The following is a 17,455-nucleotide window of genomic DNA, read 5'->3' on the forward strand; positions in this document are numbered from 1 at the left end:
AGGTACGGTCCCTTTTGCACAAGGGAGGGGGATTCACCATGCGCCGAGCGCTGATCCTTCCCCTGGCGATCTCGCTGCTGGCGGCGTGCACGACCAAGAGCCCGGCGCCCAGGCCGAGCCCGGTCGCGGCCACCACGAAGCCCTCCCCCAGCCCGGCCCCGCCCGCCCTCACCCTCGACGAGGCGGCCAGGGCGGCCGACGTCTTCCTCGGCGCCGACGACGTGATCAGGAGCATGGGCGACGGCCGGATGGCCCTCGACCGGGCCAGAGACGGCCAGGACCCGCTCGTGCTGGCCGAATATCGGTCATCCGAAAACAGGCCCATCCGATACTCCTGGGGACCGCGCAGACTGATCGTGCCGCGCCTGCAGAAGGGGGTCACGCCGTGGTTCGCGGCGGTGGCCGAGCGGCGCCACGGCAAGGTGAAGCAGACCGCGATCATGACGTTCATGAAGGAGGGCGAGTTCTGGCAGCGCGGGCTCACCACCCTGCTGAACAGCGGCGCGGTCCTGCCCGAGATCGCCGAGGACGCCGAGGGCTACGCCGTCTCCCTCGACGCCCGCGACCAGTCGATCGCGATCAGCCCCAACCTGCTGGGCCCCCTTCACGCGACCGTCGCCGAGGAGGGCCCCGACGGGTTCACCTCCGACCTGATCGAAGAGGGCCCGCTGACCAAGGGCTTCTACGACGACATCCGCGCGCAGGAGTCCGTCTACCTGAGCCGGGGCTTCGACTACATCTCGATCTTCGCCGCCGCCGCGTCCTACCCGGTGCAGGCGGTCCGCACCGCCGACGGGGGCGGCCTGGTCTTCTACACGCTGACCCGGACCACCACCTACATCCCGGAGGTCCTCTTCGCCGAGGGGTCGAGCCTGCCGATCCCCGACGACGCCAAGTGGGACCTGACCAACCCCATGATCGTCAGAGACCGGCGGATCCAGGAGACCCAGCAGTTCCTGGCGCTGGTCCCGCCCCGCACCTCAAGGGCGCGGGCCGAGATCATCGCCTACGACGGCCGGATCACCCAGGCCAGCGCTACGGAGTAGCGCGCGGCAGGCCGCTGGTGGCGACCAGGGTCCTGATCGCGCGCAGCGCCACCGACAGGGTCGCCAGGTCGAAGACGTCGCTCTCCCAGATCTCCGACAGGGTCTGCCGCGACCGGGTCACCGCCGCCTCGTTGGCCTCCGACCAGCGGGCCAGCCGCTCCTCGGGCGCCTCGCCCGGCTTGCTGTGCACCAGCACGTCGTGGGTGAGGCTGGCGTGGGCGGCGTAGAGGTCGTCGCGGAGCGCCGAGCGGGCCATCGTGTTCCACCGGCTGTCGCGCGGCAGCGCGATCACGCGTTCACGCAGGCGGGCGAGCTGGACGCGGTCGGCCAGGTCGAAGTAGACCTCGGCCACCTCGCTGACCGGCCGGTCGGTGGCGACCGCGATCTCGACCAGGTCGAAGGTCGAGTAGGCCGGCACCATCGCGGCCACCCGCTCGGCCAGCTCGTCGGGCACGCCGCGGCCGATGAAGTGGTCGCGGCGCTCCTCGAAGGCGGTCAGGTCGGGACCGGTCAGGAGCTTGGGCAGGTTCGGCAGCAGGGCGGCGCCGTCGGCGAAGAACCGGGCCGAGGCGGCCAGGTCGAGCGGCGGGCGGCGGTTGTTGAGCAACCAGCGGGTGCCGCGCTCCGACAACTTGCGGCCTTCGAGCAGCATGGCGAGCTGGGTGTCGACGCCGACCCGGTTCTCCAGGCCCTCGACCTGGCGGCGGAACGCGGGCAGGTCGAAGACCTGCCGGGTCACCAGGTAGGCCCGCGCGATGTCGGGCGTGGAGACGCCCAGCTCCTCGTGGAACCGGAAGACGAAGCTGGTGCCGCCGTTGTTGACCAGGTCGTTGGTGACGCCGGTGGTGATGATCTCCCGCCGCAGCGGGTGACCGTCCATGAAGGTCTGGTACGACTCCCGCAACGCCGACGGGAAGTAGGAGATCAGCCATTCGCGCAGCGCCGGGTCGTCGGGCAGGTCGCTGGCGAGCACCTCCTGGTCGACCACCAGCTTGGTGTAGGCCAGCAGCACCGAGAACTCCGGCGCGGTCAGCCCGAGCCCGGCCTGGCGGCGTTCGGCCAGCACCTTGTCGGAGGGCAGGAACTCCAGCGCCCGGTTGAGCTGCCCCTGCCGCTCCAGCCGCCGCAGGTAGCGGGTGTGGATGTGCAGCATCTCGGCGGCCTGCTTGCGGGCCGCGGCGAGCACCACGTTCTGGGCGTGGTTGTCGCGCAGCACCAGGTCGCCGACCTCGCCGGTCATCTGGGCCAGCAGCCCGTTGCGCTGCTTCTCGGTCAGGTCGCCCTCGCGGACCGCCTCGTCGAGGAGGATCTTGATGTTGACCTCGTGGTCGGAGGTGTCGACCCCGGCCGAGTTGTCGATGAAGTCGGTGTTGACCAGGCCGCCGCGCAGCGCGAACTCGATGCGGGCGAGCTGGGTGAAGCCGAGGTTGCCGCCCTCGCCGATGACCTTGCAGCGCAGGTCGGCCGCGTTGACCCGCAGCCCGTCGTTGGCCTTGTCGCCGACGTCGGCGTTCGACTCGGCGGCGGCCTTGACGTAGGTGCCGATGCCGCCGTTCCACAGCAGGTCGACCGGGGCCCGGAGGATGGCGCTGATCAGGTCGTTCGGAGCCAGTGAGCTGACGGCGGCGTCGATGCCGAGCGCGCTCCGCATCTGCGGGGAGACCGGGATCGACTTGGCGGTACGCGGCCACACCCCGCCCCCGGTGGAGATCAGGTCGCGGTCGTAGTCGTCCCACGAGCTGCGCGGCAGGGCGAACAGGCGCTCGCGTTCGGCGAAGCCGCGGGCGGCGTCGGGGTCGGGGTCGACGAAGACGTGACGGTGGTCGAAGGCGGCCACCAGGCGGATGTGCCGCGAGAGCAGCATGCCGTTGCCGAACACGTCGCCCGACATGTCGCCGATGCCGGCGACGGTGAAGTCGGTGGTCTGGGTGTCGACCCCGAGGGTGCGGAAGTGGTACTTGACCGACTCCCACGCGCCCCGGGCGGTGATGCCCATGGCCTTGTGGTCGTAGCCGACCGAGCCGCCGGAGGCGAACGCGTCGCCCAGCCAGAAGCCGTAGTCCTTGGCCACGCCGTTGGCGATGTCGGAGAACGTCGCGGTGCCCTTGTCGGCGGCCACCACGAGGTAGGTGTCGTCGCCGTCGTGGCGCACCACGTCGGCGGGCGGCACGACCTCGCCGTGGACCAGGTTGTCGGTCACGTCGAGCAGTCCGGAGATGAACTGCCGGTAGCAGGCGATGCCCTCGGCGAGGAACTCCTCGCGGCCGCCCTGCGGCGGGTGCTTGACGACGAAGCCGCCCTTCGACCCGGTCGGCACGATCACGGTGTTCTTCACCATCTGCGCCTTGACCAGGCCGAGGATCTCGGTCCGGAAGTCCTCCATGCGGTCGGACCAGCGCAGCCCTCCTCGGGCCACCTTGCCGAAGCGCAGGTGCACGCCCTCGACGCGCCGTCCGTACACGAAGATCTCGAACTTGGGCCTCGGGAGGGGCAGCACGCTGATCGCCTGAGGGTCGAACTTCAGTGAGGTGTACGGCTTGCGCCGGCCCTCGGCGTCGTGCTGGAAGAAGTTGGTGCGCAGCGTCGCGCTGACGCATTCGAGGTAGGCCCGCAGGATGCGGTCCTCGTCGAGCGAGGCGACCTCGTCGAGGGAGGCCAGCACCTCCTCGCGCAGCGCGGCCGACATGTCCTCGCGGGAGGTCTCCGGCAGGCGCGGGTCGAGCCGGGCCTCGAACAGGCGCACCAGCAGACGGGCCAGCCGCAGGTTCCCGAGCAGCGTCTTCTCGATGTAGTCCTGTGAGAAGGTGGCCCCGGCCTGGCGCAGGTACTTGGCGTAGGCGCGCAGCACCTCGGCCTGCTCCCAGGTCATGCCGGCGGCGAGCACGAGCGCGTTGAAGCCGTCGTTCTCGACCTGGCCCTTCCACAGGGCGGCGAAGGCGTCCTGGAACAGGCGCTTGAAGTCGTCGGCGGGCAGCTCCGCCGACCGGGTGTAGCGCAGCCCGAAGTCGTAGATCCAGGCGTCCTTGGTGCGCGGGTCGTTGTCGCGGTCGACCTGGTAGGGCCGCTCGTCCACGACCTCGACGCCCATGCGCGCGAGCAGCGGCAGCACGTGGGACAGGGAGATCGCCGCGCCCAGGCGGTAGAGCTTGAACCGCCACTCCCCCTCGGCCGCGTCGAGCGGCTCGTAGAGGTTCATGGCGATGTCGTCGGCGTCGTCGTCGCTGAGCTGTTCGAGGCGCTTGAGGTCGGCGACGGCGGCGCGGGCCGGGAAGTCGGCCTTGTAGCCCTCGGGGAAGGCGACGCTGTAGCGGCGGGTCAGGCCCGGCACGTCGGCCTCGTCGCACAGGTCGGCGATGGCGGCGGCGAGGTCGTCCTCCCAGGTGCGGGTGGCGGCGGTGACCTTGGCCTCCAGGGCGTCGGCGTCGACGCCCTCGGTGGTCAGCGGCACGCCGCGCTCGCCGCGGATGACGACGTGGAGCCGGGCCAGCGCCGACTCGCCGATCATCGCGCTGTAGTCGAGGGTGTGCCCGCCCAGGGCCTTCATCAGCAGGTCCTGGATCTGCAGACGGACCTTGGTGGTGTAGCGGTCGCGCGGCAGGTAGATCAGGCAGGAGATGTAGCGGCCGTAGTCGTCGCGGCGCAGGAACAGCTTGACCTGCTTGCGCTCGCGCAGCCGCAGCACGCCGAGGGCGATCGGCACCAGCTCGTCGGCGGAGATCTGGAACAGCTCCGCGCGCGGGTAGGTCTCCAGGATCTCGATGAGGTCCTTGCCGTCGTGGCTGTCGGGCGTGAGCCCCGCCTTCTCCAGCACGGCGGCCAGCTTGCGGCGCAGCAGCGGCACCCGGGAGATCGACTCGTTGTAGGCGACGTGGGTGAACAGGCCGAGGAAGCGGCGCTCGCCGACCACCTCGCCCTCGGGCGAGAAGAGCTTCACCCCGACGTAGTCGAGGTAGGCGGGGCGCGAGACGGTGGCCCGGCTGTTGGCCTTGGTGACGATCAGCACCTGCTTCTCGCGGGCCTTGGCGCGCAGCTCCGGCGGCATCGCGGCGAAGCTGCCCGAGCCCGCCCGGTCGGGGCGCAGCACGCCGAGGCCGGTGCCCGGCTGGGAGGTCAGCGTGTCGTCCTCTTCGAGCCGGTATTCGCGGTAGCCGAGGAAGGTGAAGTGGCCGTCGGCCAGCCAGTGGAGCAGCTCCAGGCTGTCTTCTACCTCGCCGGGGTCGAGCGGCGGCGGGTTGACCGCCAGGTCGTCGGCGGTGGAGACGGCCAGGGCGCGCATCTTGGCCTGGTCTTCGACCGCGCCGCGCACGTCGTCGAGGACACGCAGCAGGTCGGATTCGAGGAGGCGGCGGGCGACCGGGTCGGTCTGGCGGTCGATCTCGATGTACATCCACGACTCGGCCAGGGTGAGCCCGGTGACGTCCATCTCGTCGGGCCCGAGGAGCCGGCCGGTCATGTCGCGGCGCACCCGCATCTGGGGGTGGACGATCAGACCGGTGCCGAGGTCGTGCCGTTCGATCTCGTTGGTGACCGAGTCGACCAGGTAGGGCATGTCGTCGGTGACGATCTGGACCACCGAGTCGCCGAGGTCGCACCCGTGGTCGTCGGGGGCCTGGGGAAGCACCCGCACCAGCGCCCTGCCCTGCGGCCGGACCGCGGCGAGCCTGCGGTGGGCCAGCGCCGGACCATAGATATCGGCGGGGTCACGGTCGGCGAGGTCGTCGGGCGGGACGTTGCGGTAGAACTCCCGCAGATAGTCGAGAACGTCGGCGTCGGCGTCGCCGCACGCGGCGGCGGCCGCGCGGAGCAGGTCGTCGAGTTCCCCGGCCGGATCGAGCGGCATCGCGGTCCTCACTCCTTTGTGAGCTGGTGCGAGTTGTGTGAGGGGCCCTCACGTCGGCCGCGGAAGAGGAGGGCGGTCGTGTCAGCATCGCACAGCGCTTCCCGTGAAAGCGGTGATAGATCCACGACACGGGGACGCGACCTCTGGGGCGGGACACCACCGGTCACCGTTGACCGGGGCACTGGGCCACCATCTCTATGGGGCAGATACACAACACGAGCCACGATCGGCCGGCGGCCGCCCGCGTCACGTGTCCATTGGGCAGATACAAAAGACGAGCCACGATCGGCCTTCGGCCGTTCGCGTCTCGTCTCCGATAACAGCCGAAAACACCGCAGCCGTCAAACTCGTGGTCGACGGCCGCGGTGTCAGGTCACGCGGATCAGTTGGCTCGCTCCGATGAGGACTTCACTCCATCGAGCAGGCCGGGGAGCTCGGACATGGTCTTGAGCTCCTGCCGGCACCGCTCACACGCGTCGAGGTGGCGTTCGAAGGCCTCGACGTCGCCGTCGTCAAGCACCCCGAGGGCGTAGGCCGCCACTTCGTGGTGTGACGACTCGGACATCAGCTGGCCACTCCCCTCTCCTTCAGGACCCCGCGGAGGGAACGCAGAGCGTAGTACAGCCTCGATTTCACAGTACCCGGAGGTATCCCCAGTATCACTGCTGCCTCGTTAACCGTACGGTCCCGCAAGTATGTCTGTTCGATAACTTCTCGGTGATCGGCGCTGAGGCCGCGCAAGGCGTCGGCGACGACGATGGCCGCCAGGGTCTTGTCGGCGTCGTCGGGCACCGCGATGCTGTCCGCCTCGGGTGGTTCCACCTCCCGAGGACGGACACCGCGGCGGCGGCGTCCGTCGATCACGATGCGGCGAGAGACGGTGAGGAGCCATGCCCAGAGCAGACTCCTCTCCCATGTCAGTTTCGCCGCGTTACGCCAGGCACGAAGCAACGTCTCCTGAACGACGTCCTCCGCCCACTGAAGGTCGTTGCCGGTCGTCTGCCTGACCTGACGGAGCAACGGACCACCGAACTCGTTATAGAGCTCCCTGATCAGACGATCATCCCAATCAGGGCCTGCTTCGGGGTCCAGACGCTCGAACCGGCTGTCGAGTTGTCGGCGCACAGGCCACATATTTGCATCAGCCTTTGTGGCCTGTACACAACTCTGACAACTCTCGTCATTTCTAACTATTCCTGAACCATCCGTACCAAGGCCGCGTACCTCCCCCCGAAAGAGAGGAGGCGCCATGCGGTTCCGGTTCGGGGAACTGGTGGTCTTCGCGGTTTTCCTGTTCGCGGCGGCCGTCGCCGTCATCGTCGTCGTGCCTCAGGAGCAGGCGACGGCGCAGCAGGGTTTCACTTCGACGCGGTGGGGCCCGTTGAGCCCCGCCGACAGGGACTTCCTCGTGAAGGTGCGCTGGGCGGGGCTCTGGGAGATCCCCGCCGGCCGCTGGGCGCAGGAGCGCTCGACCAACGAGAAGGTCAAGATCGCGGGCAATCACCTGATGGTCGACCACGCCAAGCTCGACGAGGCGGTCCGCGCGGAGGCCGCCGCACTGGGCGTGCTGCTCCCGAACGAACCCAACCCCGACCAGCAGCGCTGGCTGGGTGAGATGTCGAACGCGACCGGCGCCCAGTTCGACCAGATCTTCGCCGACCGGCTGCGGGCCGCCCACGGCAAGGTCTTCGCCACGGTCGCCGCGATCCGCGCCGGGACGCGGAACGAGAGGATCCGCGCCTTCGCCGCGGAGGCCAACGTGGTCGTCATGAAGCACATGCGTGTGCTTGAGGAGACCGGCCTGGTCGACTACTCCGCGCTCCCGGTCCCGCCGGTCTAACCAGGAGGAACAGAAGAACATGCGTAAACGCGCCCTCGCCATGGCGGGAGCTCTGCTGGCCGGGTCCCTGATCCTGCCGAGCTTCCCCACGCCGGCCTTCGCGGCCTGCGACCCACGCATCGGCGGCGCCGAGTGCGACGCACTCGGCCCGGCCCTGAGCGACTTCGTCGACATCCGCCGCGTCGGCCGTGCCAATGGCGTCGTCGCAGGTGGCGGCTCGTTCACCTCGCAGTGTGGCCGCAACGAGAGAGGGCACCGCAACTCCGACAACCACATCGTCGCGCCGGGTGTGACCAACGGCGCGCACCACGTCCACGACTACGTGGGCAACGTCACCACCAACGGGTTCTCCACCGACCAGTCGCTCGCCGCCGGCGGCACGACCTGCCGCAACGGCGACCGGTCCGCCTACTTCTGGCCCATCCTCCGCCTCCGGCCGGACCTGAGGCTGCAGGGCCAGAACAACAACCAGAACAACCAGCGGCAGCAACAGCAGCAGCAGGACCCCAACCAGCAGCAACAGCAGGACCCGAACCAGCAACAGCAGGACCCCAACCAGCAGCAACAGCAGGACCCGAACCAGCAACAGCAGGATCCCAACCAGCAGCAGGACCCGAACCAGCAGCAGGACCCCTCCGCCCCGCCCCAGCAGCAGCAACAGCAGCAGCAGCAGGGCGACCAGGCCACTCCCAACGATCAAGCCGTCAATGACCAGGCTGCGCAGCAAGGCGACCAGTCCGTCAATGACCAGGCGGGGAACACCGGCCAGGAACAGCAGGCGAACGCCGGCAACGGCACGGCGCAGAGCTTCAGCAGGCAGCAGCCCCAGCCGCAGAACCAGAGCCGCTTCGGCAACCGCGGAAACAACGGCGGGAACAACAACGGAGGAAACAACAACGGCGGGAACAACGGCGGCCAGCAGCCCCAGCCCGGACAGACCGGCCAGCCTCCACGGCCCGGCCAGGACGGTTCGGAGATCGGCGGCTTCGCGGACGGCAACGTCGGCCAGATCCTGACCCCCCGTGCGGTCCAGCTCCAGTTCCGCGGCAACCGGTTCAGCCGGGTCGTCGCGATGCCCCGCTTCCTGCGGGTGATCACCGGTGACGCCAAGGCGGCCACCAACGGCCCCGCCAACGCGCGGGCGCAGTGGACCTGCTCCGGCTTCCAGAACCGGGCTTCCGACAAGTATCCGATCTGTCCGAGAGGCAGCCTCGTGATGCGCATCCTGGACTTCCCGAGCTGCTGGGACGGCCAGAACACCGACAGCGCCAACCACCGGACGCACATCGTGTTCCCCGACCAGAGCGGCCGCTGCCCCCAGGGCACCCAGGCCGTGCCCCAGCTGCGCATGACCCTGGCCTACGCGGTGCCGCAGGGCGCCAGCTTCGCCGTGGACGCGTTCCCCGAGCAGAAGCACAGCCCGATCACCGACCACGCCGACTTCCACAACGTCATGCCCAACAACCTCATGAACTTCATGGTGCAGTGCATCAACCGTAATCGCCGCTGCTGACGGGCGGCCCAAGAGCCCTCGGTAGATCCCCCCTGACCGGAGGAATCAGTGTCAAAAAGGCGGGCTCATCGGCGATCCGAACGCTTCGACCTCCAGAAACGAGGCGTTCGGATCGTCCTGGGCTCTCTCGCGTTCACCATCATGGCCGGATCCCTGCTCGGCGCCCGTCTGGGCCTGAGCACCCAGGTCCTGCTGATGGCGCAGGAGTTCCTCACGTTCTACGCGGGCGTCTTCTCGCTCGTGGCGCTCACCGCGACCGTCGGACTCGGACTGCTCACGTCCGAGCGCATGATCCTGCCGATCAGGTGGCGGGTCCGGGCGCAACTCGTGCACCGGGGCGCCGCCCTGATCGGGGTCGGCTTCCTGGTCGTCCACATCGGCATGAAGATCGCGGCCGGGCTGGTCCCGTCGTACGGGTCGGTGATTCCCACCACCAACCTGGCGGTGGGGGCCGGCGCCGTGGCGTCGGACCTGTTCATCGTGATCGTCGCCACCGGGGTGATGCGCGGCCGGTTCGCCATGGCCGTCCGCCCCTGGATCTGGCGGGCCCTGCATGATCTGGCCTATCTGGCCTGGCCCGTCTCGATCCTGCACGGCCTGGCGGCCGGACGTGCCCCGGCGCCCTGGGTGGCGTGGAGCTACATCCTCTGCATCGTCGCCGTCGGCACCGCCCTCATGATCCGCGCGATCGTCTCGCTCCGGCCGAAGACGACCATGCAGGACGAGATGGAGGAGCTGCCGATGCCGCAGGAGGACGCCAAGCGCAAGACGAACAGGCTGGCCGAGCGCGAGCAGGCCGTCCAGCCACAGAAGCTGAGGAGGGTTGTCTAAGACATGATTCCCTACCGCGTCTCCAAGATCCGCAGGCTCGGTCCGGCCCGGCTCACCGCCGGTCTCGACGAGCACCGCCGGATGGACCTCGACACGCACTACGAGATCCACGGCAAACTCGACGGCCAGTCCGTCGACTCACTGATCTCGCTGGCTGAAGAGGTCGACCTGCGGGGACGCGGTGGGGCGGCCTTCCCGTTCGCGCGCAAGCTCAGGGCCGTCCAGGCCAACGCGCGCAACTCCGACACCGTCGTGCTGGTCAACGCCGCAGAGGGCGAGCCGGCCAGCATGAAGGACAAGATGCTGCTCACCCGCAAGCCGCACCTCGTGCTCGAGGGCGCGCTGCTGGCGGCCAGTGCGCTGGACGCCAAAGAGGTGGTCATCGCCACCCCCGCGGGTGAGCTGGCGGAGGGCTCGATGCGCGCGGCCGTGGCCGAGCGCGGGCTCATCGGATACGTCCGGGTGGCCGGCATCCAGGAGCGGTTCATCTCCGGCGAGGGCGGGTCCCTCGTCCGGGCGGTCAACGGCGAACTGGGCCAGCCGTCCGGGCGGAAGGTCCGGACCAGCGACGCCGGGGTGCGCGGACTGCCCACCCTGCTGTCGAACACCGAGACGTTCGCCCAGCTCGCGCTGCTCGCCGAGCTGGGCCCGGAGTTGTACGGCTCCGTCGGCACCGTGCAGGAGCCCGGCACGACCCTGCTCAGCGTGAGCGGGTCGGTGAAGTCGCCGTCGGTCGTGGAGGTCACGCCCGGGGTGCCGCTGGCCCAGGTGCTCGACATGTGCGAGGCGGACGTCGGCGACGGCGTGCTCATCGGCGGCTACCACGGCAAGTGGCTCAGCGCGGCCGACGCCTACGGCGCGATCGTCTCGCGCCGTGGCATGCAGCAGGCGGGCGGTGAGCTCGGCGCGGGCATCATCGTGCCGCTGGGCCCGGACACGTGTCCCCTCGGGGAGACGGTCCGGGTCGCCGCCTACCTCGCCCAGCAGTCGTCGGGCCAGTGCGGCCCGTGCCGCATCGGCCTGCCGGCCCTCGCGCGGGCCCTGTCGGAGCTCACCATGGGCGACCCGCAGGCCCACGACCTGGTGAAGTCGGCCGCCACCGCGGTCAAGGGCCGCGGCGCGTGCTTCCACCCCGACGGGACGACCCGGTTCGTGCTGTCGGCGCTGGAGGCCTTCGCCGAGGACGTCGACGAGCACATCATCAACGGCTCGTGCGGCCGGGGCGTGAAGAACACCCTGCCGATGCCGATCACCGAGGCCAGCGACGTGCGGCTGGTGGTCGACTGGACCCGCTGCCAGGGCCACGGCCTGTGCGCCCACCTCATGCCCGACCTGGTGAAACTCGACCACCACGGCTTCCCGGTGTTCATGGACTCGCCGGTCCCGGCGTGGGCCAAGAGCGAGGCGCAGCGGGCGGTCGAGATGTGCCCGGCGCTGGCGCTCCGAGTCGACTCCCGGAAGTGACCGGTTCGTTATCCACGCGGTCGTCTCACGAGGTAGTACCAACCCTCGGGGAGTGATGTGCAGTGGATCGTCGTGAATTCCTGTCCGCGGCGGCGCTCGCGCCGTTCGCGGGCGCGGCGCCCGACTGGGCGGCGCTGGACAGGGCGTTGAAGGGCCGTCTCGTACGGCCCGGCGACGCCTCCTACGCCACCGCGAAACGCGTCTTCAACGTGGCCTTCGACACCGCGACCCCCCGGGCCGTCGCCTACTGCGCCACCCCCGCCGACGTGGCGGCCTGCGTGGGCTTCGCCCGCCGCAACGGCCTGGTGGTGCACCCCAGGTCGGGCGGCCACTCCTACGCCGGCTGGTCGACCGGCTCGGGCCTGGTCGTGGACGTCTCGCAGCTCAAGGCCGTGAAGCTCGCCGGCGGCCTGGCGACGGTCGGGTCGGGGGCCAAGCTCATCGACGTCTACTCCACGCTGGCCAAGAGCGGCGTCAGCATCCCGGCGGGCTCCTGCCCGACGGTCGGGGTGGCCGGGCTCACGCTGGGCGGCGGGATCGGGGTCGTCGCGCGCCGCCACGGGCTGACGATCGACGTGCTGAAGGCCGTGTCGCTGGTCACCGCCGACGGAAAGCTCATCACGGCCTCGGCCGGCAGTCACCCCGAACTCTTCTGGGCGCTGCGCGGAGGCGGCGGCGGGAACTTCGGCATCGCCACCTCCTTCACCTACCAGACCCACCCCGTCCAGGACGTCACCGTGTTCACGATGCGGTGGCCGTGGTCGCAGGCGTTCGCCGTGGTGAAGAAGTGGCAGAAATGGGCCCCGGGGGCGCCCGACGCGCTGTGGTCGAATCTGCACCTCTCCCAGGACCCGGGGCGGTCCGTCTCCGTCACCGGGCTCTATTTGGGCTCCAGATCGCGGTGTGAGGCCCTCCTGAAGGGTTTCCCGCCGTCGACACGGACGGTCAGGTCGATGAGTTACCTTCAGGCGATGTACTTCATGGCCGGGTGCTCGACCCTGGAGGCCTGCCACACCGGGCCGCGCGACCGGTTCAGCGCCAGTTCCCATTTCGCGTACACGGAGATGAGCGACGCGACCATCAAAGCGCTCATCGCCCAGGTGGGCCGGGCCGGGCGGCACACCGTCCTGATCGACGCGCTGGGCGGGGCGGTCGGCCGGGTGGCCCCGGGCGCGACCGCGTTCCCGCACCGGAAGGCGCTGTTCAGCCTCCAGTACTACGCCCACTTCGACGGCGCGAGCGCCTGGGTCCGCTCGGCCCGCGACGCGATGACGCCGCGGCTCGGACGGCACGCCTACGTTAACTATCCCGATATGGCCCTGAAGGACTACAAGGCCCAGTACTACGGCGCCAACGCCGCCCGCCTGGCGGCGGTGAAGAAGGTCTACGATCCGGCCGGCTTCTTCAGGCATCCGCAAGGGGTCTGAAGAAGGCGAGCACCTCGGGGTTGGCCATCGCGTCCGGGTTGGCGGCCTGCTCGACCGGCACCCCCTGGAGGATCTTGCGCACCGGCACTTCGAGCTTCTTGCCCGACAGGGTGCGCGGGATCCCCGGCACGGCCGCGATCTCGTCGGGCACGTGGCGCGGCGACAACTCGGTGCGCAGGGCCGCCTTCAGCTCCTTGACGAGGGTCTCGTCGAGGTCGTGCCCCTCGGCGAGGGCGATGTAGAGCAGCAGACGGCCCTCCTGGCCGAGCCGGCCGGTGTCGATGACGAGGCTGTCGGCGACGGCGTCGAAACGCTCGACCACGCGGTAGAACTCGCTGGTGCCCATCCGCACCCCGCCCCGGTTGAGGGTCGAGTCGGAGCGGCCGTAGATGACGCTGCCGCCGTCGGGCAGGATCTTGATCCAGTCGCCGTGCCGCCAGACGCCGGGGTACTCCTCGAAGTACGACTCGCGGTAGCGGCGGCCGTCGGGGTCGTTCCAGAACATGACCGGCATCGAGGGCATCGGCGCGGTGATGACCAGCTCGCCGACCTCGTCGGTGACCGGGTGTCCCGACGGGTCGAACGCCTCGACCCGCGCGCCCAGCGAGCGGCACGGGATGACGCCCGCGCGGACCGGCAGGGTCCTGACCGCGCCGACGAACCCGGTGCAGACGTCGGTGCCGCCGGAGAACGAGCCGAGCTGGACCTCGCGCGACACGTCGGAGTAGACCCAGGCGAAGCCCTCGGGCGGCAGGGGCGAGCCGGTCGAGCCGACGCCCTTCAGCGCCTCCAGCCCGGCGGGCTTCAGGCCGGCCTTCATCGAGGCGACGATGTAGGGCGCGCCGGTGCCGAAGTAGGTCACGCCCTCGTCGGCGACGAGGTCCCAGAGGGCGCCGGTCGAGGGGTGGGCGGCCGAGCCGTCGTACAGGACGACCGTCGCGCCGACCAGCAGGCCGCCGATGAGGTAGTTCCACATCATCCAGCCGGTGGTGGTGTACCAGAAGAACCGGTCGCCCTCGCCGAGGTCCTGGTGGAAGGTGAGCGACTTCAGGTGTTCCACGACGATGCCGCCGTGGCCGTGCACGATGGGCTTGGGCAGCCCGGTCGTGCCGGAGGAGTAGAGCACCCAGAGCGGGTGGTCGAAGGGCACCCGGTCGAAGGCCAGGTCACCGGGCCGGGTGAAGGAGTCCCACTCGGCGACCCTGACGGTCGCGTTGAGCGAGGGCAGCCGCGCGGCGATGTCGGCGACCACGTCGGTCCGGTCGAAGTGCCTGCCGTTGTAGGTGTAGCCGTCGACGGCGATCAGGACCTTCGGCTCGATCTGGGTGAACCGGTCGATGATCGCCGGGGCCCCGAAGTCGGGCGAGCACGACGACCAGATCGCCCCCAGCGACGCGGTGGCCAGGAACGCGATCAGCGCCTCGGGGATGTTCGGGAGATATCCGGCGACCCGGTCGCCCATTCCCACCCCGAGCCGGACGAGCCCGGCCCGCGCTCTCGCGACTTCGTCGCGCAACTCCCCGAGCGTGTACGTCCGCCGCCCGCCCGTTTCATCCCGAAATATCACCGCAAGGCGGTCGGACGGACCTTTCAGCGCATTTTCCGCATAATTAATAGTGCTACCGGCAAACCACTGTGTTTGCGGCATATCTCCGGAAATAACCGGACCATTCCCGCGGTCCCCGACGACGCCGAAGTAATCCCAGACGGCGGTCCAGAAAGCGGCGGGGTCCTCGACCGACCACGACCACAACCCGTCATAGGAGCCGGGCCGGCCGACCGCCTCCTGGAAACGGGTGATCCGGGCATCCCGGATGACCTCGGCCGATGGGACCCAGAGCACGTCGCCTTCGCTAACCATGGCCCCATCCTGCTGCGAGGTCAGGGGGATGTCACTGTCGGCCCCCCACATAACGGTCGGTCAGCCGGGCCACCGCGGCGACCACCTCGGAGGCGTTCGTCAGGTCGGGCAGCACGATGTCTGCCCCGGCCTCGGTGAGCTCGGCGGCGGTCGACCGGCCCGAGGCGACCGCGATCATCGCCGCGCCCGCGATCCGGGCGGCCTGCACGTCACGGGTCGAGTCGCCGATCAGGACGGCCTCGAAGGGGGCGCGGTACTTCTCCTTGGCCCGGCCCTGGGCGACCTGGAGGAGGCTGGCCTTGGGGTAGACCTCCTCGCCGTAGCCGCCGACCTCGAAGTCGACGTACTTGTGCAGGCCGAAGGCCATCAGCTTGTGGATGGCGTTCGACTTGATCGTGCCGGTCAGCACCGACTGGACCGTGCCGTCGAGGCGGGAGACGGCGTGCAGGGCGTCCTTGGCGCCGGGCATCGCCCGGCCCTCCTTGGCGAGCCGCTTGCGCCGGTCGCCGAACGACCGGGCCAGGGCCTCGATGAACCTCGGCAGGTGGCTGTCGTCGACCGCGATGCCGTTGATCGCCAGCGTCTCGAAGATGATCTCCGAGTCGGGCCGTCCCATCGCGGGCGCCAGCTTCACGAGCGGACGCCCGGTGACCGCGCGGAACGCCTCGGCGTAGGCGTCCCGGGTGACGATCGTGACGTCGACCAGGGTCAGGTCGACGTTCCAGAGGACGAGTCGGCGGTCGATGGCTGCCTCCGGGAGGAAAGTGGGAGTTCGCCCAAGGGTAGGGCCCTCTGCCCTCAATCGGGTCAGATCAGATCCATTGCGTCTGAAAGCGAGTCGACGACCGGGAAGCCCAGCGCGGCGAGCTCGGCGCGGCTGGTCATGCCGCCGGTGTAGAGGATTGCGCGGGCCCCGACGTGCTGCGCCGCGACGCCGTCGTCGACGCTGTCGCCGATCACCACGACCGTGGCGGGGTCGAGGTCGAGGGCCTTGACGTGGGCCTCCATGTGGTCGGCCTTGTGGTCGGCGCGGCCCGACGGGCGCAGGCCGTCGACCCGGGTGAAATGGTGGTCGATGCCGAACTCGGTGATCTTGGGGACCAGCCGTTCGTGCTGCCACATCGACAACAACGACTGGCTGCGGCCCGAGTCGCCCCAGGCGGTGAGGCTGGCGACCGCGCCCTCGGCCAGGAGGCAGGCCTCCATGAGCCGGTGGTAGTGGTCGTGGAAGCCCTTGTCGAGCAGCTCCCACTCGCCCTCTTCGAGGGCCCGGCCGATGATGCGTTCGTACGCGACCCAGATCGGGCGGCAGTAGACGCTGCGGAACCCGTCGAGGTCGATGGGGGCCACCCCGTAGGGGCGGAAGATCTCGTTGGTGGCGCTCACGACGGCGTCGGAGTCGTGAAAGAGGGTGCCGTTCCAGTCCCAGACGATGTGTGTCATAAGAGCCCCAGGTTATCCAAGGACGTCGGGGATCTCCTGGGTGGCGTACCAGAGCAGTTCGTGGGCCTCGGCGCCGTCGACGGTGAACTGGGCGTCGTCGTCGCCGGCGTCGGCCGCCTTCAGCGCCAGCGCGGCGGCCTCGACGTCGGGCACCGCCGACTCCTCGTCGACGTGGGCCGCCTGGATCAGCCGCATCGGGACCGGCGCGCCGAGCCTGACCCGGCCGCGCTCGGCGACGTCGGGGCTGACCTGGACGTCGGCGTCGGGCACGTCGGCCGCGATCACCACCCGGCGGGCGGGGGCCGTCACGCCGTCGGCGAGGTCGGCCGCGATCATCCGCAACGACGCGCGGGCCGCCTCCGTGAGGGCCACGTATTCGAGCTCCTCGGTGTCGCCGGAGACGTACCACTCCACGAGTGCGGGCGTCACGGCGAAACCGGTCAGCGGCGCGGGGCCCAGCTCACCCGCGGCGGCCGTGCGGGCCAGCGCGGAGAGCGTGCACGGAAGGTAGACACGCATGCGACGAGTGTGCCAGCAAGTCACGGAAGGGCGCGCAACGGCACCTTCAGCAGCGTCTCCAGTTCGGCGATGGTGGAGTCGGCGTGGGTGTGCAGGATGCCGGTGAAGCCCAGCTCCCGCGCGGCGACGATGTTGCCCTCGATGTCGTCGATGAAGACGCACTCCGACGGTTCGAGCCCGACCAGGCCGACGGCGTGGGCGAAGATGCGCGGCTCCGGCTTGCGCATGCCGACCTCGCCCGAGATGACGACGGCGTCGAACGCCTCGTCCCAGCCGGTGCGGTCGTACTCGTTGCCCCACGAGTTGGACACCAGACAGGTCTTGTACCCGGCCTTGCGGGCCCTGCGGAGCATCTCGAACATCGCCTCGACCGGCAGGAACCCGGCGAACATCCGGGTCAGCAGCCCTTCGGCGACCGGCGGGACCCCGTCGAGCGTGCGCAACTCGGCGGCCAGGCCGGTCTCGAAGGCCAGCGCGGTGATCTCCCCGCGCTCCAGCGTGTGGATCGGGTTCTCGGCGCCGCCGCCGTACGCCGCCGTGATGAGGCCGCGCATGACGTCGCGGTAGTGGTCGGCGTCGATGTTGTCGCCGACCAGCCACGTGTTGATGGACTCGGCCATGCTCGTGGTGAGCACTCCGGCCCAGTCGATTAGCACCCCTTTGACCGTCAT

14 protein-coding genes are annotated in these 17,455 nt (G+C 69.8%); 6 read left to right on the top strand and 8 right to left on the bottom strand.

The annotated features are described in order from the left end of the window. Positions 1-38: 38 nt before the first annotated feature. On the top strand, positions 39-1,046 hold the full coding sequence (locus GT755_RS22195; protein WP_161481559.1) for a hypothetical protein: 1,008 nt from the start codon (positions 39-41) through the stop codon (positions 1,044-1,046). Here GT755_RS22195 and GT755_RS22200 read toward each other — a convergent pair. From GT755_RS22200 to GT755_RS22210, 3 genes are all read right to left on the bottom strand, one after another. Further along, positions 1,036-5,886 (bottom strand): NAD-glutamate dehydrogenase, encoded by a 4,851-nt coding sequence (locus GT755_RS22200; protein WP_161481560.1) that lies wholly within the window; start codon positions 5,884-5,886, stop codon positions 1,036-1,038. The two genes, GT755_RS22195 and GT755_RS22200, sit on opposite strands and share 11 nt — an antisense overlap. A gap of 382 nt (positions 5,887-6,268) precedes the next feature. Further along, entirely contained in the window at positions 6,269-6,451 is a 183-nt protein-coding gene (locus GT755_RS22205) for a zf-HC2 domain-containing protein (protein ID WP_030451223.1), read from the bottom strand. Then, positions 6,451-7,011 (bottom strand): sigma-70 family RNA polymerase sigma factor, encoded by a 561-nt coding sequence (locus GT755_RS22210; RefSeq protein WP_285589584.1) that lies wholly within the window; start codon positions 7,009-7,011, stop codon positions 6,451-6,453. Before GT755_RS22210 ends, GT755_RS22205 begins: the two co-directional genes overlap by 1 nt. Before the next feature lie 124 nt (positions 7,012-7,135). Between GT755_RS22210 and GT755_RS22215 the strand changes: the two genes are divergently transcribed. From GT755_RS22215 to GT755_RS22235, 5 genes are all read left to right on the top strand, one after another. Beyond that, positions 7,136-7,726 carry a DUF4142 domain-containing protein gene (locus GT755_RS22215; RefSeq protein ID WP_062335411.1) on the top strand — a complete coding sequence of 197 codons (591 nt, stop codon included), beginning with the start codon at positions 7,136-7,138 and terminating at the stop codon, positions 7,724-7,726. A gap of 19 nt (positions 7,727-7,745) precedes the next feature. Further along, positions 7,746-9,239 carry a DUF1996 domain-containing protein gene (locus GT755_RS22220; RefSeq protein ID WP_161481562.1) on the top strand — a complete coding sequence of 498 codons (1,494 nt, stop codon included), beginning with the start codon at positions 7,746-7,748 and terminating at the stop codon, positions 9,237-9,239. 141 nt (positions 9,240-9,380) lie between these two features. Further along, positions 9,381-10,070, top strand: a complete 690-nt coding sequence (locus tag GT755_RS22225) for a hypothetical protein (protein ID WP_161481563.1) — start codon at positions 9,381-9,383, stop codon at positions 10,068-10,070. Positions 10,071-10,073: 3 nt separating this feature from the next. Beyond that, entirely contained in the window at positions 10,074-11,534 is a 1,461-nt protein-coding gene (locus GT755_RS22230; protein WP_030451228.1) for an NADH-quinone oxidoreductase subunit NuoF family protein, read from the top strand. 62 nt (positions 11,535-11,596) lie between these two features. Continuing rightward, positions 11,597-12,961, top strand: coding sequence for an FAD-binding oxidoreductase (locus tag GT755_RS22235; RefSeq protein WP_161481564.1), 1,365 nt, complete (start codon positions 11,597-11,599; stop codon positions 12,959-12,961). Here the strand turns inward: GT755_RS22235 and GT755_RS22240 are convergent. From GT755_RS22240 to GT755_RS22260, 5 genes are all read right to left on the bottom strand, one after another. Next, positions 12,939-14,822: an acetoacetate--CoA ligase gene (locus tag GT755_RS22240; protein ID WP_161481565.1), complete on the bottom strand. Its 1,884-nt coding sequence runs from the start codon at positions 14,820-14,822 to the stop codon at positions 12,939-12,941. The genes GT755_RS22235 and GT755_RS22240 overlap by 23 nt on opposite strands. Positions 14,823-14,853: 31 nt before the next feature. Then, the gene (locus tag GT755_RS22245; RefSeq protein ID WP_285589796.1) at positions 14,854-15,567 is read right to left on the bottom strand and encodes an HAD family hydrolase; all 714 of its coding nucleotides are present in this window, start codon (positions 15,565-15,567) and stop codon (positions 14,854-14,856) included. Positions 15,568-15,629: 62 nt separating this feature from the next. Beyond that, a complete protein-coding gene (locus tag GT755_RS22250; protein WP_161481567.1) occupies positions 15,630-16,265 on the bottom strand; it encodes an HAD family hydrolase in 636 nt (211 codons plus the stop codon). Between the two features lie 12 nt (positions 16,266-16,277). Next, positions 16,278-16,784 (bottom strand): DUF6912 family protein, encoded by a 507-nt coding sequence (locus GT755_RS22255; protein ID WP_030451232.1) that lies wholly within the window; start codon positions 16,782-16,784, stop codon positions 16,278-16,280. Between the two features lie 20 nt (positions 16,785-16,804). Then, positions 16,805-17,455 (bottom strand): HAD family hydrolase, encoded by a 651-nt coding sequence (locus GT755_RS22260; protein ID WP_161481568.1) that lies wholly within the window; start codon positions 17,453-17,455, stop codon positions 16,805-16,807.

The sequence above is a fragment of the Herbidospora solisilvae genome (assembly GCF_009901565.1).
Classification (GTDB): Bacteria; Actinomycetota; Actinomycetes; order Streptosporangiales; family Streptosporangiaceae; genus Herbidospora; species Herbidospora solisilvae.